Source organism: Streptococcus mitis (genome assembly GCF_019929545.1).
Taxonomy (GTDB): Bacteria; Bacillota; Bacilli; order Lactobacillales; family Streptococcaceae; genus Streptococcus; species Streptococcus mitis_BU.
This window is the reverse complement of record NZ_JAHZPT010000002.1, coordinates 115,613-134,164: the sequence shown is the minus strand read 5'-3', so window position 1 is coordinate 134,164 and position 18,552 is coordinate 115,613. Positions and strand designations below refer to the sequence as shown.

The 18,552-nt window shown below is 41.2% G+C and carries 13 protein-coding genes and 1 pseudogene; 13 read left to right on the top strand and 1 reads right to left on the bottom strand.

The genetic code is table 11. The annotated features are described in order from the left end of the window. Positions 1 to 77: 77 nt before the first annotated feature. Positions 78 to 1,523 (bottom strand): UDP-N-acetylmuramoyl-L-alanyl-D-glutamate--L-lysine ligase, encoded by a 1,446-nt coding sequence (locus K1I71_RS01440; RefSeq protein ID WP_223330001.1) that lies wholly within the window; start codon positions 1,521 to 1,523, stop codon positions 78 to 80. 105 nt (positions 1,524 to 1,628) lie between these two features. Here K1I71_RS01440 and K1I71_RS01435 point away from each other — a divergent pair, with 105 nt between their 5' ends. The 13 genes and pseudogenes from K1I71_RS01435 to K1I71_RS01375 all read left to right on the top strand — a co-directional run bounded on the left by K1I71_RS01435 (position 1,629) and on the right by K1I71_RS01375 (position 18,543). Further along, entirely contained in the window at positions 1,629 to 3,254 is a 1,626-nt protein-coding gene (locus K1I71_RS01435) for a putative polysaccharide biosynthesis protein (protein WP_223330000.1), read from the top strand. Between the two features lie 190 nt (positions 3,255 to 3,444). Beyond that, positions 3,445 to 5,414: pseudogene (locus tag K1I71_RS01430) on the top strand (peptide ABC transporter substrate-binding protein). A gap of 313 nt (positions 5,415 to 5,727) precedes the next feature. Further along, the gene (locus tag K1I71_RS01425) at positions 5,728 to 6,183 is read left to right on the top strand and encodes a hypothetical protein (protein WP_223329999.1); all 456 of its coding nucleotides are present in this window, start codon (positions 5,728 to 5,730) and stop codon (positions 6,181 to 6,183) included. Positions 6,184 to 6,348: 165 nt separating this feature from the next. Beyond that, on the top strand, positions 6,349 to 7,443 hold the full coding sequence (locus tag K1I71_RS01420; RefSeq protein WP_223329998.1) for a cystathionine gamma-synthase: 1,095 nt from the start codon (positions 6,349 to 6,351) through the stop codon (positions 7,441 to 7,443). 7 nt (positions 7,444 to 7,450) lie between these two features. Beyond that, positions 7,451 to 8,617, top strand: coding sequence for a MalY/PatB family protein (locus K1I71_RS01415; protein WP_223329997.1), 1,167 nt, complete (start codon positions 7,451 to 7,453; stop codon positions 8,615 to 8,617). Between the two features lie 92 nt (positions 8,618 to 8,709). After that, positions 8,710 to 11,808: a pilus expression-regulating Snf2 family helicase gene (locus K1I71_RS01410; RefSeq protein WP_223329996.1), complete on the top strand. Its 3,099-nt coding sequence runs from the start codon at positions 8,710 to 8,712 to the stop codon at positions 11,806 to 11,808. 47 nt (positions 11,809 to 11,855) lie between these two features. Then, a complete protein-coding gene (locus K1I71_RS01405) occupies positions 11,856 to 12,473 on the top strand; it encodes a divisome accessory protein ZapJ (protein WP_049488499.1) in 618 nt (205 codons plus the stop codon). Positions 12,474 to 12,483: 10 nt separating this feature from the next. Continuing rightward, complete coding sequence (gene murC, locus K1I71_RS01400; RefSeq protein WP_223329995.1) at positions 12,484 to 13,818, top strand: UDP-N-acetylmuramate--L-alanine ligase; 1,335 nt, start codon at positions 12,484 to 12,486, stop codon at positions 13,816 to 13,818. A gap of 9 nt (positions 13,819 to 13,827) precedes the next feature. Next, on the top strand, positions 13,828 to 14,283 hold the full coding sequence (locus K1I71_RS01395; protein ID WP_223329994.1) for a GNAT family N-acetyltransferase: 456 nt from the start codon (positions 13,828 to 13,830) through the stop codon (positions 14,281 to 14,283). An 8-nt stretch (positions 14,284 to 14,291) separates the two neighbouring features. Beyond that, entirely contained in the window at positions 14,292 to 14,786 is a 495-nt protein-coding gene (locus K1I71_RS01390) for a GNAT family N-acetyltransferase (RefSeq protein WP_223329993.1), read from the top strand. Between the two features lie 79 nt (positions 14,787 to 14,865). Continuing rightward, a complete protein-coding gene (mltG, locus tag K1I71_RS01385) occupies positions 14,866 to 16,560 on the top strand; it encodes an endolytic transglycosylase MltG (protein WP_223329992.1) in 1,695 nt (564 codons plus the stop codon). Between the two features lie 60 nt (positions 16,561 to 16,620). Next, the gene (greA, locus tag K1I71_RS01380) at positions 16,621 to 17,103 is read left to right on the top strand and encodes a transcription elongation factor GreA (RefSeq protein ID WP_000818768.1); all 483 of its coding nucleotides are present in this window, start codon (positions 16,621 to 16,623) and stop codon (positions 17,101 to 17,103) included. Positions 17,104 to 17,178: 75 nt separating this feature from the next. Beyond that, positions 17,179 to 18,543, top strand: coding sequence for an amino acid permease (locus K1I71_RS01375; protein ID WP_223329991.1), 1,365 nt, complete (start codon positions 17,179 to 17,181; stop codon positions 18,541 to 18,543). Positions 18,544 to 18,552 lie beyond the last annotated feature (9 nt).

The window sequence follows — 18,552 nt, the reverse complement described above, 5'->3', positions numbered from 1 at the left end:
TTGAATGTGCCAACTAAATGAGACACATACAGTTGATTTTTTCTTTTGTGATAAGAGTGGAGTTTTTAGAGGTGCCCTTATAAATAATGTTCTGCGACGGCTGCATCTCCTGGATAGGCTTCTTTCTTGCCTTGGACGATTTGGTAGCAATCGGCTCCCTTACCAGCGATAATCACAGCATCTAATTCGTGACTTGTGATAGCCATCGCTGCCTTGATGGCTTCTTGGCGATCCGCAATTTTTTCAACAGGATGATTGATGTAGCTACTAATTTCATCTGCAATGGTCATTGGGTCTTCATAGTTGGGATCATCAGCAGTCAGAAAGACTTGAATCTCAGGATGTTGATTAAGGAGGAGGCCAAAGTCCTTACGACGGCTTTCTCCTTTATTTCCTGTCGAACCCAGAACCAGAGCAATTTTTCCAGTTTGATGAGTTTCTACAACATTGATTAGTTTTTTCAGACTATCCCCATTGTGGGCGTAGTCGATGAAGACCTTGGCTCCATTTTTCTGGGTGAGGACTTCCATACGACCAGGAACGCGGGTTGCAGCGATTCCTTTTTTGATGTCTTCAAGACTAGCTCCGAGACGGAGGCAAGCAAGTCCAGCAGCAACGGCATTTTCTTGATTGAAGTGGCCAATGAGTTGGATATCATAATCTCCAGCGAGTTTACTCGTAGCTGAAAAACTAAAGGCTTTGGAATTCTCGATTTGGTTGCTCGACTGACTACCGTAGAAATCATGGTCTTGATCATCGACTTGTTCTTTCAAGACAGAAAAGTGGTCCATGTCACTGTTAATGATGACTGCTCGGCTATTTTCCATCAAGAGACGTTTGTGGTAGAAGTAGTCTTCAAAGCTAGGGTGTTCAATCGGGCCGATATGGTCGGGGCTGATATTGAGGAAAACTCCCACATCAAAGGTTAGACCATAGACACGTTTGACCAGATAGGCCTGACTGGATACCTCCATGATGAGGTGAGTACGGTCATTTTGCACAGCTTGATGCATCATGTCAAAGAGGTCAATGCTCTCAGGGGTTGTCAATGCAGACTTAAAGAAAGTCTTGCCATCTAGAGTTGTGTTCATGGTCGAGAGCATAGCAGGTCGATGCCCTTGAGATAAGATGTTATAAGCGAAATAGGCTGCTGTTGTTTTACCTTTGGTTCCAGTGAAGGCAAGGAGTTTGAGCTTTTTCTGTGGATTTCCATAAAATTCCATAGCCACTAAACTCATGGCTTTCTTGATATCACTGACGATAATAGCAGGAATACCAACTTCATAATCCTGCTCAGCTACGTACCAACCGAGGCCTTGAGAGATGGCAGAAATCAGAAATTCCTTCTTAAAGGCAGCACCCTTGACGAAAAAGAGGCTCTTCTCTTTGGCCTTGCGGCTGTCATAGCAGATAGTGTCAAATATGACATGGCTGTAGTTGTAGTGATAATGTCCTTGGTCGATAATCTCACGGAAGAGATCATCTTTCTTTAAAATATCTAATACGGTTTCAATCTTAATCATACTTTCTATTGTAAACCGAAAGTCGTAAATTTACAAGTGACAAGGAAAAGTTTATAATGGAAGATGAGGAAGTTTTCCTAGTGATTAAAATTAAATGAGGAATCTATGTCTAACGAAAACAATCACCAGCAGGCCCAGATGTTACGGGGGACTGCTTGGCTAACGGCTAGTAACTTTATCAGTCGCCTGCTTGGGGCCATCTATATTATCCCTTGGTACATCTGGATGGGGTCTTATGCGGCTACAGCAAATGGTCTCTTTACTATGGGCTACAATATCTATGCCTGGTTCTTGCTGATTTCAACAGCGGGTATTCCAGTTGCGGTTGCCAAGCAAGTGGCCAAGTACAATACCATGCGAGAAGAAGAGCATAGCTTTGCCCTGATTCGGAGCTTTTTAGGCTTTATGACAGGACTAGGTCTGGTCTTTGCTTTGGTCTTGTATGTCTTTGCTCCTTGGCTAGCAGATTTGTCGGGTGTAGGGAAAGACCTGATCCCAATCATGCAGAGCTTGGCTTGGGCGGTCTTGATTTTCCCATCTATGAGTGTGATTCGAGGCTTCTTCCAAGGGATGAATAACCTGAAACCTTATGCCATGAGCCAAATCGCTGAGCAGGTCATTCGTGTTATCTGGATGCTCTTAGCTACCTTTATCATTATGAAGCTCGGTTCAGGAGACTACCTAGCAGCGGTTACCCAATCTACCTTTGCTGCTTTTGTTGGTATGGTAGCTAGTTTTGCAGTTTTGATCTATTTCCTTGCCAAAGAAGGATTACTTAAAAGAGTCCTTGAAACAGGAGATAAGATAAACAGCAAGCGTCTTTTGGTCGACACCATTAAGGAAGCCATTCCTTTTATCCTGACAGGGTCTGCTATCCAGCTTTTCCAGATTTTGGACCAAAATACCTTTATCAATAGCATGAAGTGGTTTACCAACTATAGTAAAGAAGACTTAGTTGTCATGTTTTCTTATTTCTCTGCCAATCCTAATAAAATCACTATGATTTTGATTTCTGTTGGGGTTTCGATTGGGAGTGTAGGCTTGCCACTTTTGACTGAAAACTATGTTAAGGGGGACTTGAAGGCGGCTTCTCGTCTAGTTCAGGACAGCATTACCATGCTTTTCTTATTCCTGCTGCCAGCAACGGTTGGAGTGGTCATGGTAGGAGAACCTCTCTATACAGTTTTCTATGGCAAGCCAGATAGTTTGGCTATGGGCTTGTTTGTCTTTGCAGTTTTGCAGTCTACTATTTTAGGCTTGTACATGGTTTTGTCTCCAATGCTTCAAGCCATGTTCCGCAACCGCAAGGCCGTTCTCTATTTTATCTATGGTTCCATTGCCAAGCTGGTTTTACAACTGCCAACCATTGCTCTCTTTCACAGTTATGGACCTTTGATTTCCACAACCATCGGCCTCATTATTCCTAATGTTTTGATGTATCGGGATATTTGTAAGGTAACAGGTGTGCATCGAAAGGTAATCTTGAAGCGAACCATTTTAATCAGTTTGTTAACTCTTTTCATGTTCCTTGTAGTAGGAACAATGCAGTGGATTTTAGGATTTGTTTTCCAACCAAGTGGACGCTTTTGGAGTTTCCTTTATGTAGCTCTTGTTGGTGCCATGGGAGGAGGAATTTATGGATTTTTGAGTCTTCGCACTCGCTTGTTGGACAAGGTGATTGGCCAAGCTCAAGCAGATCGCCTGCGAGCAAAATTAAAGATTTCTCAATAATTTTTTATAAATAAAGGGAATGATTTGAACGTTTCTATCATGGAATGATTGAATTATTCTCTTTTTTATTATTTTGTAGAATGATTTCTATAGTTTGTGGATGGAATAATTGATTTTTTCAAAAAACTATTGACTAAATAAAACTAAAATTGTATAACAAGACAAATATTTAAATCAGGAGGTTCTGGAAATGAAAAAGTCTAAGGCCAAGTATGCAACACTTGCAGGTGTCGTGTTAAGTGCAGGTATCCTGCTAAGTGCATGTGGGAACTCAACTAGCGCTTCTAAAACATATAACTATGTTTACTCAAGTGATCCATCTAGCTTGAACTATCTAGCAGAAAACCGGGCAACAACCAATGATATTGTGACCAATCTGGTAGATGGTCTCATGGAAAATGATCAGTATGGGAACTATGTCCCATCCTTGGCAGAGGATTGGACTGTTTCTCAGGACGGTTTAACCTATACCTATAAACTTCGTAAAGATATTAAAAAGATATTAAATGGTATACTGCAGATGGAGACGAGTATGCTCCTGTAACTGCCCAAGATTTTGTAACTGGTTTGAAATATGCGGCTGATAAAAAATCAGAAGCCTTGTACTTGGTGCAAGAATCCGTTGCTGGTTTAGATGACTACATCACTGGTAAAACAAGCGACTTTTCAACTGTCGGAGTTAAGGCTCTAGATGACCAAACCGTTCAATATACTTTGACACGACCAGAATCTTACTGGAACTCAAAAACAACTTCAACCATTCTCTTCCCAGTCAATGCGGATTTCTTGAAATCAAAAGGGGATGATTTTGGGAAGGTAGACCCATCTAGTATTTTGTACAATGGACCTTTCTTGATGAAATCCTTTGTTTCAAAATCTGTCATTGAATTCAAGAAAAATCCGAACTACTGGGATGCTAAAAATGTCTTTGTAGATGATGTGAAATTGGCTTATTATGATGGTAGTGACCAAGATGCACTGGCTCGTAACTTTGTAGAGGGTGCTTATAGCTACGCTCGCCTTTATCCAAATAGTTCAAGTTTTGAAGGAATTAAAGAAAAGAATAAGGACAATATCATTTATAGTTTACAGGATGCTACTTCTTACTTCTTAAACTTTAACCTAGATAGAAAATCTTATAAATTCACTTCCAAGACAAGTGATGCTGAAAAGAAATCGACTCAAGAAGCGGTTCTTAACAAGAACTTCCGTCAAGCCATTAATTTTGCCTATGACCGTACAGCTTACGGGGCTCAATCTCAGGGAGAAGATGGTGCAACTAAGATTTTGCGTAACTTGGTTGTTCCTCCAAACTTCGTAAGTATCAACGGAAAAGACTTTGGTGAAGTAGTAGCCTCTAAGATGGTCAATTATGGTAAGGAATGGCAAGGGATCAACTTTGCGGATGCTCAGGATCCATACTACAATGCTGAAAAAGCCAAGGCTAAATTTGCAGAAGCTAAGAAAGAACTCCAAGCTAAAGGAGTCCAATTTCCTATCCACTTGGACATGACAGTTGACCAAGCTGCTAAAAAGGGTGTCCAAGAGGCAAACTCTATGAAGCAATCTATTGAGGCAGCTTTAGGTTCAGAAAATGTTGTAATTGATATTCAACAACTCACTACTGAAGATTATGACAATACAAGCTATTTGGCTCAGACAGCAGCTCAGAAGGATTATGATCTTTACAACGGTGGTTGGGGTCCTGATTACCAAGATCCTTCAACCTATCTTGATGTCTTTAACGTTAATTCTGGTGGTTTGATGCAAAATCTAGGTTTAGAGCCAGGTGAAGCCAATGACAAGGCCAAGGCTGTTGGACTAGATGTCTACACTCAAATGTTGGAAGAAGCTAATAAGGAACAAGATCTTGCAAAACGCTATGACAAGTATGCCGATATCCAAGCGTGGTTGGTAGATAGTGCTTTAGCAATTCCAAATGTATCTAAGGGTGGAACACCAGTATTGAGAAAAACAGTTCCTTTCTCAGAACCATATTCATTGGCTGGTAATAAAGGTATCGAATCATATAAATACCTCAAAGTACAAGATAAGACAGTCACAAAAGAAGAATATGAAAAAGCCAAAGAAAAATGGTTGAAAGAAAAAGAAGAATCCAATAAAAAAGCCCAAGAAGAATTGGCAAAACATGTCAAATAAGGATTTTTCAAGAAAAACGATGGTTTCGAAAGAAGCTGTCGTTTTTTAATAGAATGATGGCGAATTTGGAAGAAAAGTGCTTACATTTTTTAATTGGTTTATTAAATTTATGTTATAATGAATATAATAAAAGTTGCGAGAAGTTATTTTCGAAGGTCTCTCATAGCTAATTGAGGATACATAGATTAAATTAATTTTATAGGAGGGATGCTGTCTACTATAAACCTAAGATAAAACGTAACAAATGGTAAGTTCTTCTTTTATGTGAAGAGTGCTTATCTGCCTATTTACTGATAGTTATGGAGGTATCATCATGGGCGCTATTATGGAGTTTGCAACAGAAAAACAGATTGCATCATTTCTTTCAACTTGCCACATTGAAGGGCAAAAGAATTTTCTGATGGCTTTTAAGAAAAAGACCTGGTTGAAATCCTTTATTGATTTTTTCATTATAGGCGGTTCCTACTATGTTCAGTCGAGTGTGAAGCCTAAGATTCTGGCATTCACACCTAAGGGAATCTACTTGATGGACATCAGTGATGTAACTGAAAATCGTTCTAATCAAGTCGTAGAGATGCCTTGGAATCGAGTCAAAGATTTTACTTATAAGACCGTCTTGAATACAGTTAGGCTGAACTGGCACTATAAAAATGAAGACTATATTTTTTCCGTGGATGTCGGTCAGGTTAGTCAGCATGTGGGTCAATATCAATTTAATAAAGAGCATTATGACTATTTAGTCCAACAGGATTTCTTTCGTTCACAGTAAACCCTAGCAATCATTTTCACAAAAGAATCTGGAAGCTTTTCTGGATTCTTTTTTGGCTTTACTCGATAAGTCTATAGTTTGAAACTATAACTAGCTCTTGAAAAGAAGAAAATGAGTTGATGAAAATAAGTGGTACAATAGTTACTATAGATTTGGAGGTATTGTATGAGCAAGGAATTACACATTAACACAATTTTGGCCCAGGCGGGCATTAAATCAGATGAAGCGACAGGAGCTTTGGTGACACCGCTTCATTTTTCAACGACCTATCAGCATCCAGAGTTTGGTAAATCTACTGGATTTGACTATACGCGCACCAAAAACCCAACTCGCAGTAAGGCTGAAGAAGTCTTGGCGGCTATTGAGTCAGCAGACTATGCCCTAGCGACTAGCTCAGGGATGTCAGCTATTGTACCGGCCTTTAGCGTTTTTCCAGTAGGAAGTAAGGTCTTGGCTGTCCGTGACCTTTATGGTGGTTCTTTCCGCTGGTTCAATCAAGTGGAGCAGGAAGGCCGTTTCCATTTTACCTATGCCAATACAGAAGAAGAGTTGACTGCCGAGTTAGAAAAGGACGTGGATGTTCTCTATATCGAAACGCCAACCAATCCCTTGATGTTGGAATTTGATATCGAAAAACTAGCAAAATTAGCTCATGCTAAGGGTGCTAAAGTGTTGGTGGACAATACCTTCTACAGCCCTATCTACCAACGTCCGATTGAAGATGGAGCAGATATCGTTCTCCATTCAGCAACCAAGTATCTAGCAGGGCACAATGATGTTTTGGCTGGAGTGGTTGTGACCAATAGTTTAGAACTATACGAAAAGCTTTTCTACAATCTCAATACGACAGGGGCAGTCTTGTCTCCATTTGACAGTTATCAATTGATTCGTGGTCTCAAGACCTTGTCTCTTCGTATGGAGCGCTCAACAGCTAACGCTCAAGAAGTGGTTGCCTTTTTGAAGGATTCTCCAGCAGTTAAGGAAGTTCTCTACACTGGTCGTGGAGGCATGATTTCCTTTAAAGTAGCGGATGAAACACGCATTCCTCACATTTTGAACAGTCTTAAGGTCTTCTCTTTTGCGGAAAGTTTGGGTGGGGTAGAAAGTCTCATTACTTATCCAACGACGCAAACTCACGCTGATATTCCAGCAGAAGTACGCCATTCTTATGGTTTGACAGATGACCTCTTGCGCTTGTCAATTGGGATTGAGGATGCTAGAGATTTGATTGCAGATTTGCGCCAAGCCTTGGAAGGATAAGACAAAGATGGGAAAATATGATTTTACAAGCCTACCCAATCGTATAGGGCACCATACCTATAAATGGAAAGAGGCAGAAACGGATAGTGAAGTCTTGCCAGCTTGGATAGCGGATATGGACTTTGTAGTCTTGCCTGAAATCCGCCAAGCCGTGCAGACTTACGCTGATCAACTGGTTTATGGCTATACCTATGCCAGTGAAGAGTTAATTAAGGAAGTTCAAAAGTGGGAAGCCACACAACACGGTTACCACTTTGATAAAGAGGCTCTTGTCTTTATCGAGGGTGTGGTACCAGCCATCTCAACAGCTATTCAAGCCTTTACAAAAGAAGGCGAAGCGGTTCTGATTAACACACCTGTCTATCCCCCCTTTGCTCGCAGTGTCAAGTTGAACAACCGTAGATTGATTACTAATTCTTTGGTGGAAAAGGATGGTCTGTTTGAGATTGACTTTGATCAACTTGAAAAGGATTTGGTGGAAGAAGAGGTCAAACTCTATATTCTTTGCAACCCTCACAATCCTGGTGGACGTGTTTGGGAAAAGGAAGTGTTGGAGAAGATTGGCCAACTCTGCCAAAAACACGGTGTTTTCTTGGTTTCAGATGAGATTCACCAAGATTTGGCCCTCTTTGATCACAAGCATCATTCCTTCAATACCATCAATCCTGACTTTAAAGAATTTGCTATCGTCTTGAGTAGTGCCACTAAAACCTTTAATATTGCTGGAACAAAAAATTCATATGCAGTTATTGAAAATCCTAAGTTGCGAGTGGCTTACCAGAAACGCCAGTTGGCCAATAACCAGCATGAAATTTCAGGCTTGGGTTATTTGGCGACAGAAGCTGCCTATCGATACGGTAAAGATTGGCTAGAGGAACTCAAGCAAGTCTTTGAAGACCATATCAATTATGTGGTGGATTTATTTGGAAAAGAGACTAAAATCAAGGTCATGAAGCCGCAAGGAACCTACTTGATTTGGCTTGATTTTTCAGCCTATGACCTGACTGATGAAACATTGCAAGAGATGTTGAGAAATGAAGCCAAGGTTATCCTCAACCGTGGTTTGGATTTTGGAGAGGAAGGGAGTCTCCATGCCCGTCTCAATGTAGCTATGCCTAAATCTCTGCTGCAAGAAGTGTGTCAGCGAATTGTGACGACTTTTGCTAAACTTTAAAAATCCAGCCTTCTAGGAGAAAAGTATCCTTAGAAGGCTATTTTCATAGGGGAAAATATGGTATAATAAAAAGATAAGGTAAAGGTAAAAATATGGCTAAATTGATTCCGGGGAAAGTCCGTATCGAAGGCGTTGCCCTTTATGAAACTGGTAAGGTTGACATTATCAAGGAAAAGAACAATCGGCTCTACGCTCGCGTTGCAGAAGAAGAACTGCGCTATAGTTTAGAGGATGATTTGGTTTTTTGTGCCTGCGATTTTTTCCAAAAGAGGGGCTACTGTGTGCATTTGGCAGCTCTGGAACATTTTCTGAAAAATGATGAGCGTGGTCAGGAAATCTTGCAGGGTCTGGAAGAAGGTTATGAGGAAAAAGAGGCCGTTGAAACCAAGGTGACCTTGGGTGGAAAATTTTTGGAACGAATCTTATCTCCAAAATCAGACCGAACCTATGAGTTGTCAGCTGTGGGTCAGGTGGAAGCAGGAAGCAATCATATCTTGTGGACTCTGAGAATCGGGCAAATCAATAGCCAAAAATACTACGTCATTCGGGATATTCCGCTCTTTTTAAAAGTCGTCGAGAAGAGAAAACCTTATATGATTGGCAAGATTTATGAGGAGTCTCTTTCTTGGGAAGCCTTTGATGAAGCCAGCCAAGAGCTTCTTACTTTCTTGCGCGGACTAACGGAGGAAGGACTGACTCCAGACCTCTTTTTCCAAAATCAAGGCCGACACCTTTTTTTCCCTCTGACCTTTTTTGAGCAGGGTGTGAATTTACTGATGACCCTGCCCCATTTTCAATTTGACCATCAAGTAGATAGTTACCAAACCCTGCTTTTTCAAGATATGAATGCGGATGCCAATCTATTTGCCTTTACAGTAACAGAATACTCTGACTATTTTGAAATGGAAATCAGCGAGAGCCCTAGGGTCAATGTCTTTTATCAGGGGACTGTACTTTTCCATAAAGGACAGGTTTATTTTCTAACAGACCAGCAGGTGCGTCTTCTCAAGGAAATCAAAGCGTTGCCTTTGGATCAGCATGGAAAGAAATACTTGCAATTTGATAGCAGTGACCGCGATAAGTTGGCTTCCTGTTTAACTCTTTTTAGCCAGATGGGGACCGTTTCAGCTCCAGAACGTCTACATATCAAAACTTTTGAGCCCTCTTTTTACTTTGACAGGGAAGAAGACAATCGGATTCGTTTAGAAATTCAGTTTGATTATGGAGACAGGAAGGTATCTAGCCGACAAGAGCTAGAAGAATTACCTTTTTCGAGTGATGCTGACTTAGAAGAAAGAATTTTCCAAGTCTGTTTGGTAGCTGGTTTTGAAGCAGACTTTCAATCTTGGCGTCAGGCCTTAAAAGTAGAGTCTGTCTATCATTTCTTCCATGAAATCATTCCAGTCTTTGAAAAACTTGGGAATGTTGAACTATCAGACAAGTTAGAAGAGCTTTATAGTCTAGCAAGTCCTCAAGTGCAAATTGCTTCCAAGGGAGGTCTCTTGGAAATCCAGTTTGATTTTCAAGATATTGCCCAAGAGGAAATTGACCAAGCCATGCAGGCCTTGGTTGCCAACAAGGATTTTTATATTGATTCGTCCAATCAAGTCTACTTTTTCGATGAAGAAACCAAGAAAATTCGACAAAATCTACAGGAACTGGGGCAATTTGAGTTAAAAGATGGGGCCTTGCAGACTCGAAAATCCTTGGCTTATAGTTTGGCTCATCTCTTTGAAGGACGTGACCGTGTTTCTTTTTCACAAGAATTCCAGAATTTGGCCTACGATTTGACGCATCCAGAGGACTTCCCTAGACAAGAAACTCAGGTTCAGGCTGATCTGCGAGATTATCAGGAAAAGGGAATCGGCTGGTTACAAATGCTCCATTATTATGGTTTTGGTGGGATTTTGGCTGATGATATGGGATTGGGGAAAACCCTCCAGACCATTGCTTTTTTGACTAGTCAAGTGACAAAAGAAAGCCGGGTCCTGATTTTAGCTCCGTCAGGTTTGATTTACAACTGGGCAGATGAATTTCAGAAGTTTGCCCCACAGTTGGATGTAGCTGTTGTTCATGGCTTGAAAGCTAGTCGTGAAGAGATTCTTGCTGAGAGCCATCAAATCTATGTGACGAGTTATGCTACCTTCCGTCAGGACAGTGAGCTTTATCAGGGGATGGCCTTTGACTTCCTTTTCTTAGATGAGGCTCAGGTCATGAAAAATGCCCAAACTAAGATTGCTCAGACCTTGAGACAATTTGTGGTGCCGTCAGTTTTTGCTTTGTCAGGAACTCCTATTGAAAACCATCTGGGTGAGTTGTGGTCTATTTTCCAAATCGTTATGCCGGGACTTTTGCCAAGGAAGAAAGAATTTATGAAATTACCAGCTGAGCGAGTGGCTCAGTTTATCAAGCCTTTCGTGATGCGACGCAAGAAAGAAGAAGTTCTGACTGAATTACCAGACTTGATTGAAGTGGTTTATAAAAATGAACTGGAAGACCAGCAGAAGGCTATCTACCTAGCCCAGTTACAACAGATGCGGGACCGTCTGGCTCAAGTTTCAGATCAGGAATTTCATCGAAGTCGGGTGGAAATCTTATCTGGTCTGATGCGTTTGCGTCAAATTTGTGATACTCCTGCCCTCTTTATGGAAGATTATCAGGGAGCCAGTGGCAAACTGGATAGTCTTCGAGACCTGCTGGTCCAGGTGGCAGACGGTGGACACCGTGTCTTGATTTTCTCGCAGTTCAAGGGAATGTTAGAGAAAATAGAACAAGAACTGCCAGACTTGGGCTTGACTTCCTTTAAAATTACGGGTTCAACCCCAGCCAAGGAAAGACAAGACATGACCAAAGCCTTTAACCAAGGGGAAAGAGATGCCTTTCTGATTTCCCTCAAGGCTGGTGGTGTCGGTCTGAATCTGACAGGTGCTGATACGGTTATTTTGGTTGACCTTTGGTGGAATCCTGCGGTGGAAGCGCAAGCTATTGGCCGTGCCCATCGGATGGGTCAGGAAGAAACGGTTGAGGTTTATCGCTTAGTGACCAGGGGAACCATTGAAGAAAAAATTCAGGAACTCCAAGAACAAAAGAAACATCTGGTGTCACAAGTATTGGATGGAACAGAGTCACGTGGCAGTCTCAGCCTAGCAGAAATTAGAGAAATTTTGGGAATTTCTGAAGCCAGCACTTGAAAAATCAAGACAATACGCTATAATGAAGTGTTGAAAGGAAATAGAAAATGAGAGAAGAACGATTTCCATTGGTGTCAGATGATGAGATCATGTTGACTGAGATGCCGGTTATGGACCTCTATGATGAATCTGACTTTATCAGTAATATCAAGGGAGAATACCGTGATAAGAATTATCTGGAGTGGGCACCTATTACTGAAGAAAAACCAGCAAAACCGATTGAAAAGCCCGTAGAGAAACCTAAGAAGGCTGGTTTAGGAGTTAAAAAAGAAGGAAAGAGCTATGCGGAGGTGGCACGTGAAGAAGCGCGTGCGGACTTGAAAAAGAAACGTTCAGCAAGTTATCTGACTAAAGATATTACTCCTACAAGGCGCCCTTCTCAGCAACGTTTGGATAGACAGGGCAATCAACCTACTGCGCCTTTCCAAAAGGAAAATCCTGGTGAATTTGTTAAATATAGTCAAAAATTGACCCAGTCTCATTACATCTTGGCGGAAGAAGTGAACAATATTTCGACTCAAGCTGAGCCAAAAGAAACTTCAGGCCCAAAGAAAAACAACTATGATTTTCTGAAGAAGAGCCAAATCTACAATAAAAAGAATCAACAAAAAGAACAAGAACGTCAGGTTGCCCAAGAGTTGAACCTGACAAGAATTACGGAATAGGGGAGAAAACATGTCAAAGACATATCATTTTATCGGAATTAAGGGATCAGGTATGAGTGCCTTGGCCTTGATGTTGCACCAAATGGGACATAAGGTACAGGGTTCAGATGTTGAAAAGTACTACTTTACTCAACGTGGTCTCGAGCAGGCAGGGATTACTATTCTTCCTTTTGATGAAAAGAATCTAGACGGTGATATGGAAATTATCGCTGGAAATGCCTTTCGTCCAGATAACAACGTCGAAATTGCTTATGCAGACCAAAATGGTATCAGCTACAAACGTTACCATGAGTTCCTAGGTAGCTTTATGCGTGACTTTGTTAGCATGGGAGTTGCTGGAGCGCACGGAAAAACTTCAACTACAGGTATGTTGTCTCATGTCTTGTCTCATATCACAGATACTAGCTTCTTGATTGGAGACGGGACTGGTCGTGGTTCAGCCAATGCCAAATATTTTGTCTTCGAATCTGACGAATATGAGCGCCACTTCATGCCTTACCACCCAGAATATTCTATTATCACCAACATCGACTTTGACCATCCAGACTATTTCACAAGTCTAGAGGATGTTTTCAATGCCTTTAACGACTATGCTAAACAAATTACCAAAGGTTTGTTTATCTACGGTGAGGATACTGAATTGCGTAAGATTACGTCTGATGCACCAATTTATTATTATGGTTTTGAAGCAGAAGGTAATGACTTTGTCGCTAGTGATCTTCTTCGTTCAACAACTGGTTCAACCTTCACAGTTCATTTCCGTGGTCAAGAATTAGGGCAATTCCACATTCCAACCTTTGGTCGTCACAATATCATGAATGCGACAGCCGTTATTGGTCTTCTTTACACAGCAGGATTTGATTTGAATTTGGTGCGTGAACACTTGAAAACATTTGCCGGTGTTAAGCGTCGTTTCACTGAGAAAATTGTCAATGACACAGTGATTATCGATGACTTTGCCCACCATCCAACAGAAATCATTGCGACCTTGGATGCGGCTCGTCAGAAATATCCAAGCAAGGAAATTGTAGCAGTCTTCCAACCGCATACCTTTACTAGAACTATTGCCTTGTTGGACGAATTTGCCGACGCTTTGAATCAAGCGGATGCTGTTTATCTAGCGCAAATCTATGGATCTGCTCGTGAAGTAGACAATGGTGATGTTAAGGTAGAAGACCTAGCTAATAAAATTAACAAGAAACACCAAGTGATTACTGTTGAAAATGTTTCTCCACTCCTTGACCATGATAATGCTGTCTATGTCTTTATGGGAGCAGGAGACATCCAAACCTATGAGTATTCATTTGAACGTCTCTTGTCTAACTTGACAAGCAATGTTCAATAGGATTTTCCCATGGAAATTCCAATTAAAATCATTCAGGCAAGTAAGTCTGATTTGGCTGAGATAGAGGTACTTCAGGCTTCATCTTTTCCAGCTGAAAAGCAGCAACCTTCCCATATTTTAGAAGAAAGTATCCGTAAGTATGCGGATACCTTTCTTCTAGCTAGGGATGAAAATCAGCTTCTGGGCTATGTTCTAGGTGGTCCTTACCCACACAATCCGAAATGTCTAGAAATACATTCTTTAGTCATCGAGGGTGACCATCAGAGACAGGGCTTAGGAACGCTTCTTCTTGCGGCTTTGAAAGATGTGGCAGTTAAGCTGGATTACAAAGCTATTCGTTTGAAGAGTCCGGATGAGTTGCTTTCCTATTTTGAAATGAACGGTTTTATTGATGAAGAAGAGACAGATTCGCTTTATGCAGCTAGTCAAGGTTTTAGTATGATTTGGTTTAATCTCTTTTTTTAGGAGGCACAATGAAAATCAGGAAAGCAAGATTAGAAGATTTAGATCGTATCGTCGAGATTGAACTAGAGAATTTCTCGATAGAAGAAGCCATTCCTCGCTCTGTTTTTGAGGCGCATTTGCGAGAGATTCGGACCTCGTTTCTGGTTGCAGAAAAAGAAGGCAGAATCATGGGGTATATAGAAGGGCCAGTTGGACCACACCGCCATCTGCAAGATCAGTCTTTTACAGAAGAGATAGAAGATTATAGTCATGAACCTGGTGGTTATATCTCTGTGACCTGTCTTTCTATTGCCGAGGAGGCACAGGGCCTTGGACTTGGTCAGAAATTACTAACAGCCTTGAAAGAACTAGCTCTTGAACACGAAAGAGAAGGCATTAACCTAACCTGTCATGACTATCTCATTACTTACTACGAAAAACATGGATTTGTCAATGAAGGCCTGTCCCAGTCAACCTTTGCAGGGGAAACTTGGTATGATATGGTCTGGGAAGCTAAAAAATAAGCTAGAAAAGCATGCTAGGTTGCTTTTCTTTCGTTTTTAAGATATAATATTATGGATTGTCAACGAGGAGGATAAACTTTTGAGTGAAAAGTCAAGAGAAGACGAAAAATTAAGCTTTAAAGAGCAGATTTTACGTGATTTAGAAAAAGTAAAACGTTATGAAGGGATTCGTCAAGAGGCCGCTGAACTTGATGAAAAAAAATCAGCTTTGTCTGTCCCTGACACAAAAATTGCTGATGAAGAAGTGATGAATGCATCCCTATCAGCTGTTGAAAAAATTATGGAGAATGCACCACGTGTTCCACAGCATCCTAGTGAAGATGTGCCTGCATCACCGGCGAAGGAACTAAGAGAGGAAGCTCCAATCGTTCCTAGTCACCCTAGTCAAGATGTTCCAGCTTCACCAGCTGAAGCAAGTTCATCAAGACCGGTTCCAGGGCCAGAGACTAATCGTCCACAAAAGGTCGAAAGAGATTTGAACACAACTCCAACAAGAGTAGCTGTTTCTTATAGAACCGAAGAACCAAAAGAGACACAAGCAGAAGCGCCAAGACCTGAACCGGTCGTTGAAGCTGAAGCTGTTGACGTGATTTCTGAAACTCCACGTCGTAGTCGTCGTGAGACAGTTAAACCTGTTAAGAAGAAAAAATCACATTTGAAAGCTTTCTTCATTTCTCTATTGATTTTCCTTGCCTTGATTTCAGCAGGTGGTTACTTTGGTTACCAGTATGTTCAATCATCTTTATTACCAGTTGATGCAAATTCTAAGGAATATGTAACGGTTCAAATCCCAGAAGGATCCAATGTCCAAGAGATTGGATCAGCACTTGAACATTCTGGTGTGATTAAACACGGTGTGATTTTTGCTTTTTATGCTAAATATAAGAATTATTCAGATTTGAAGGCTGGATATTACAATTTGCAAAAGAGCATGAGTACAGAGGATATCATTAAGGAACTCCAAAAAGGTGGTACTCCTGAACCTCAAGAACCTTCACTTGCAGATTTGACCATTCCAGAGGGATATACAATTGAGCAAATTGCCCAAGCTGTAGGCCAATTACAAGGTGAATTTAAAGAACCTTTGACAGCGGAAGCTTTCTTGGCTAAAGTGCAAGATGACAACTTTATCAGTCAAGAAGTTGCTAAATATCCAAATCTACTTGAAAGCTTGCCAACGAAAGAAAGTGGAGCTCGTTACCGTTTGGAAGGTTATCTTTTCCCAGCGACCTACTCTATCAAGGAAAGCACGACTATTGAAAGCTTAATTGATGAGATGTTGGCAGCTATGGATAAGACCTTGACTCCGCACTATAGTGCAATCAAGTCTAAAAACTTGACAGTCAATGAATTGCTAACAATTGCTTCACTTGTTGAAAAAGAAGGTGCTAAGACTGAAGACCGTAAGTTGATTGCAGGTGTCTTCTACAACCGTTTGAATCTTGGTATGCCACTTCAAAGCAATATTGCAATCTTGTATGCTCAAGGCAAACTTGGCCAAAATATTAGCCTAGCAGATGATGCTGGAATTGACACATCGATTAATTCACCATATAATGTTTATACCAAACCTGGTTTGATGCCTGGTCCAGTAGATAGTCCAAGTCAGGACGCGATTGAAGCAAGTATCAACCAAACAAAGAGTGAGAACCTCTACTTTGTAGCCAATGTTACAGATGGTAAAGTCTATTACGCAGTGACACAGGAAGAACATGATCGTAATGTAGCTGAGCACGTCAATAGCAAGCTTACTCAAAATAGTAGTTCAAACTAAGACTACACAAATGAGAATCTCAGATAGAGATTCAATATTATCGAAGGAAAGTTGAGAAAAATGGCAGAAAAAACATATCCTATGACCCTTGAGGAAAAGGAAAAACTTGAAAAAGAATTAGAAGAATTGAAATTGGTCCGCCGTCCAGAAGTGGTAGAACGCATTAAGATTGCCCGTTCATACGGTGACCTTTCTGAAAACAGTGAGTACGAAGCAGCTAAGGATGAACAAGCCTTTGTCGAAGGACAAATCTCTAGCTTGGAAACGAAAATCCGTTATGCTGAAATCGTCAATAGTGACTCAGTTGCCCAAGACGAAGTAGCGATTGGTAAAACAGTCACTATCCAAGAAATTGGTGAGGATGAAGAAGAAGTTTATATTATCGTTGGTTCAGCGGGTGCAGATGCCTTTGCAGGAAAGGTTTCAAATGAAAGCCCAATTGGACAAGCCTTGATTGGCAAGAAAACAGGTGACACAGCAACCATTGAAACACCTGTTGGTAGCTATGATGTAAAAATTTTGAAGGTTGAAAAAACAGCCTAAAAATAGAAAAAAGGAGTGGGGAGGCAGTGCGCTTCACTCACTCCTTTTTCCATTTTAAATTGAATTGGAGACGTTATGAGTTCAAAGAAGAAAAAAAATAAGATGGAGCGTGGTCTGACCAATCGTCATGTGCAGGTTATGGCCATTGCGGGAACAATCGGAACAGGACTCTTTTTGGGAGCGGGTCGCTCTATTAGCCTAACAGGTCCTTCTATTGTGCTGATTTATATGATTACTGGGGCCTTCATGTTCCTCATGATGCGTGCGGTTGGGGAAATGCTCTATCAAGACCCTGAGCAACATACCTTTATCAATTTTATCACGCGCCATTTGGGTAAGGGCTGGGGTTATTTCTCAGTTTGGTCCTACTGGCTATCCGTTGTCTTTATCGGTATGGCGGAAATTACAGCCATCTCTCACTACGTTCAGTTTTGGTTCCCTAGCTGGCCAAGTTGGATGATTGAGATTGGATTTTTGACCATTCTAGCCTTGATCAATCTGATTGCGGTGAAGCTCTTTGGGGAAGTTGAGTTTTGGTTTGCGATGGTCAAGATTGTGGCTATTTTAGCCATGATTGCAACAGGAGTCTTTATGGTCTTGACAGGCTTTAAGACACCTCATGGAGTAGCAAGTTTGGCCAATATCACCGACAATTTCTCCCTCTTCCCTAACGGTAGAGTGAACTTTGTCATGGCCTTCCAGATGGTGTTCTTTGCTTACCTCATGATTGAGTTTATCGGGGTAACAACTTCAGAAACTAAAAATCCACGTCAGGTCTTGCCAAAAGCCGTTAAGGAAATTCCTTTGCGTATCGCCTTTTTCTACGGTGGTGCCCTCTTAGCCATCATGGCTATCATTCCATGGCGTGAGCTTGCCTCAGCTGATTCTCCTTTTGTAACAGTATTTGAATTGGCAGGTATCAAGTGGGCAGCGGCCTTGATTAACTTCGTCGTTTTGACCTCAGCAGCATCTGCTCTTAACTCAACCCTTTATTCAACCGGTCGTCATTTGTACCAGATTGCCCATGATTCACCAAATCCATTCTTAAAGGCTATTAAGGCAGATACTCTTTCTCGTCATAACGTGCCACAAAATGCCATCATCGCTTCAGCAATCTTGATTGCCCTAGCAGCCTTTATCAATGTCTTGCCAGGTGTTTCCGATGCCTTTGCCTTGATTACGGCATCATCATCAGGTGTCTATATCGCCATTTATATCTTGATTATGGTGGCTCACCTTAAATACCGCAAGTCACCAGACTTTATGGCGGATGGCTATCTCATGCCCCATTATCGTTTCTTAAATCCTTTAACCATGCTCTTCTTTGCCTTTGTCTTTGTAACCCTCTTTTTACAAGAGTCTACATTTGTCGGAGCAATCGGTTCAGCTATCTGGATTATCGGTTTTGGGATTTACAGCCAGTGGAAATTTAGAAAATAGATTTGAAAC

Bases quoted from the DNA above. Each gene is read 5' to 3' on its own strand.
- K1I71_RS01415 (WP_223329997.1), top strand. From the start codon at position 7,451: ATGGGAAAATATGATTTTACAAGCCTACCCAATCGTATAGGGCACCAT.
- K1I71_RS01405 (WP_049488499.1), top strand. From the start codon at position 11,856: ATGAGAGAAGAACGATTTCCATTGGTGTCAGATGATGAGATCATGTTG.
- K1I71_RS01410 (WP_223329996.1), top strand. From the start codon at position 8,710: ATGGCTAAATTGATTCCGGGGAAAGTCCGTATCGAAGGCGTTGCCCTT.
- K1I71_RS01395 (WP_223329994.1), top strand. From the start codon at position 13,828: ATGGAAATTCCAATTAAAATCATTCAGGCAAGTAAGTCTGATTTGGCT.
- K1I71_RS01375 (WP_223329991.1), top strand. From the start codon at position 17,179: ATGAGTTCAAAGAAGAAAAAAAATAAGATGGAGCGTGGTCTGACCAAT.
- K1I71_RS01435 (WP_223330000.1), top strand. From the start codon at position 1,629: ATGTCTAACGAAAACAATCACCAGCAGGCCCAGATGTTACGGGGGACT.
- murC (WP_223329995.1), top strand. From the start codon at position 12,484: ATGTCAAAGACATATCATTTTATCGGAATTAAGGGATCAGGTATGAGT.
- K1I71_RS01440 (WP_223330001.1), bottom strand. From the start codon at position 1,523: ATGATTAAGATTGAAACCGTATTAGATATTTTAAAGAAAGATGATCTC.
- K1I71_RS01390 (WP_223329993.1), top strand. From the start codon at position 14,292: ATGAAAATCAGGAAAGCAAGATTAGAAGATTTAGATCGTATCGTCGAG.
- greA (WP_000818768.1), top strand. From the start codon at position 16,621: ATGGCAGAAAAAACATATCCTATGACCCTTGAGGAAAAGGAAAAACTT.
- K1I71_RS01420 (WP_223329998.1), top strand. From the start codon at position 6,349: ATGAGCAAGGAATTACACATTAACACAATTTTGGCCCAGGCGGGCATT.
- K1I71_RS01425 (WP_223329999.1), top strand. From the start codon at position 5,728: ATGGGCGCTATTATGGAGTTTGCAACAGAAAAACAGATTGCATCATTT.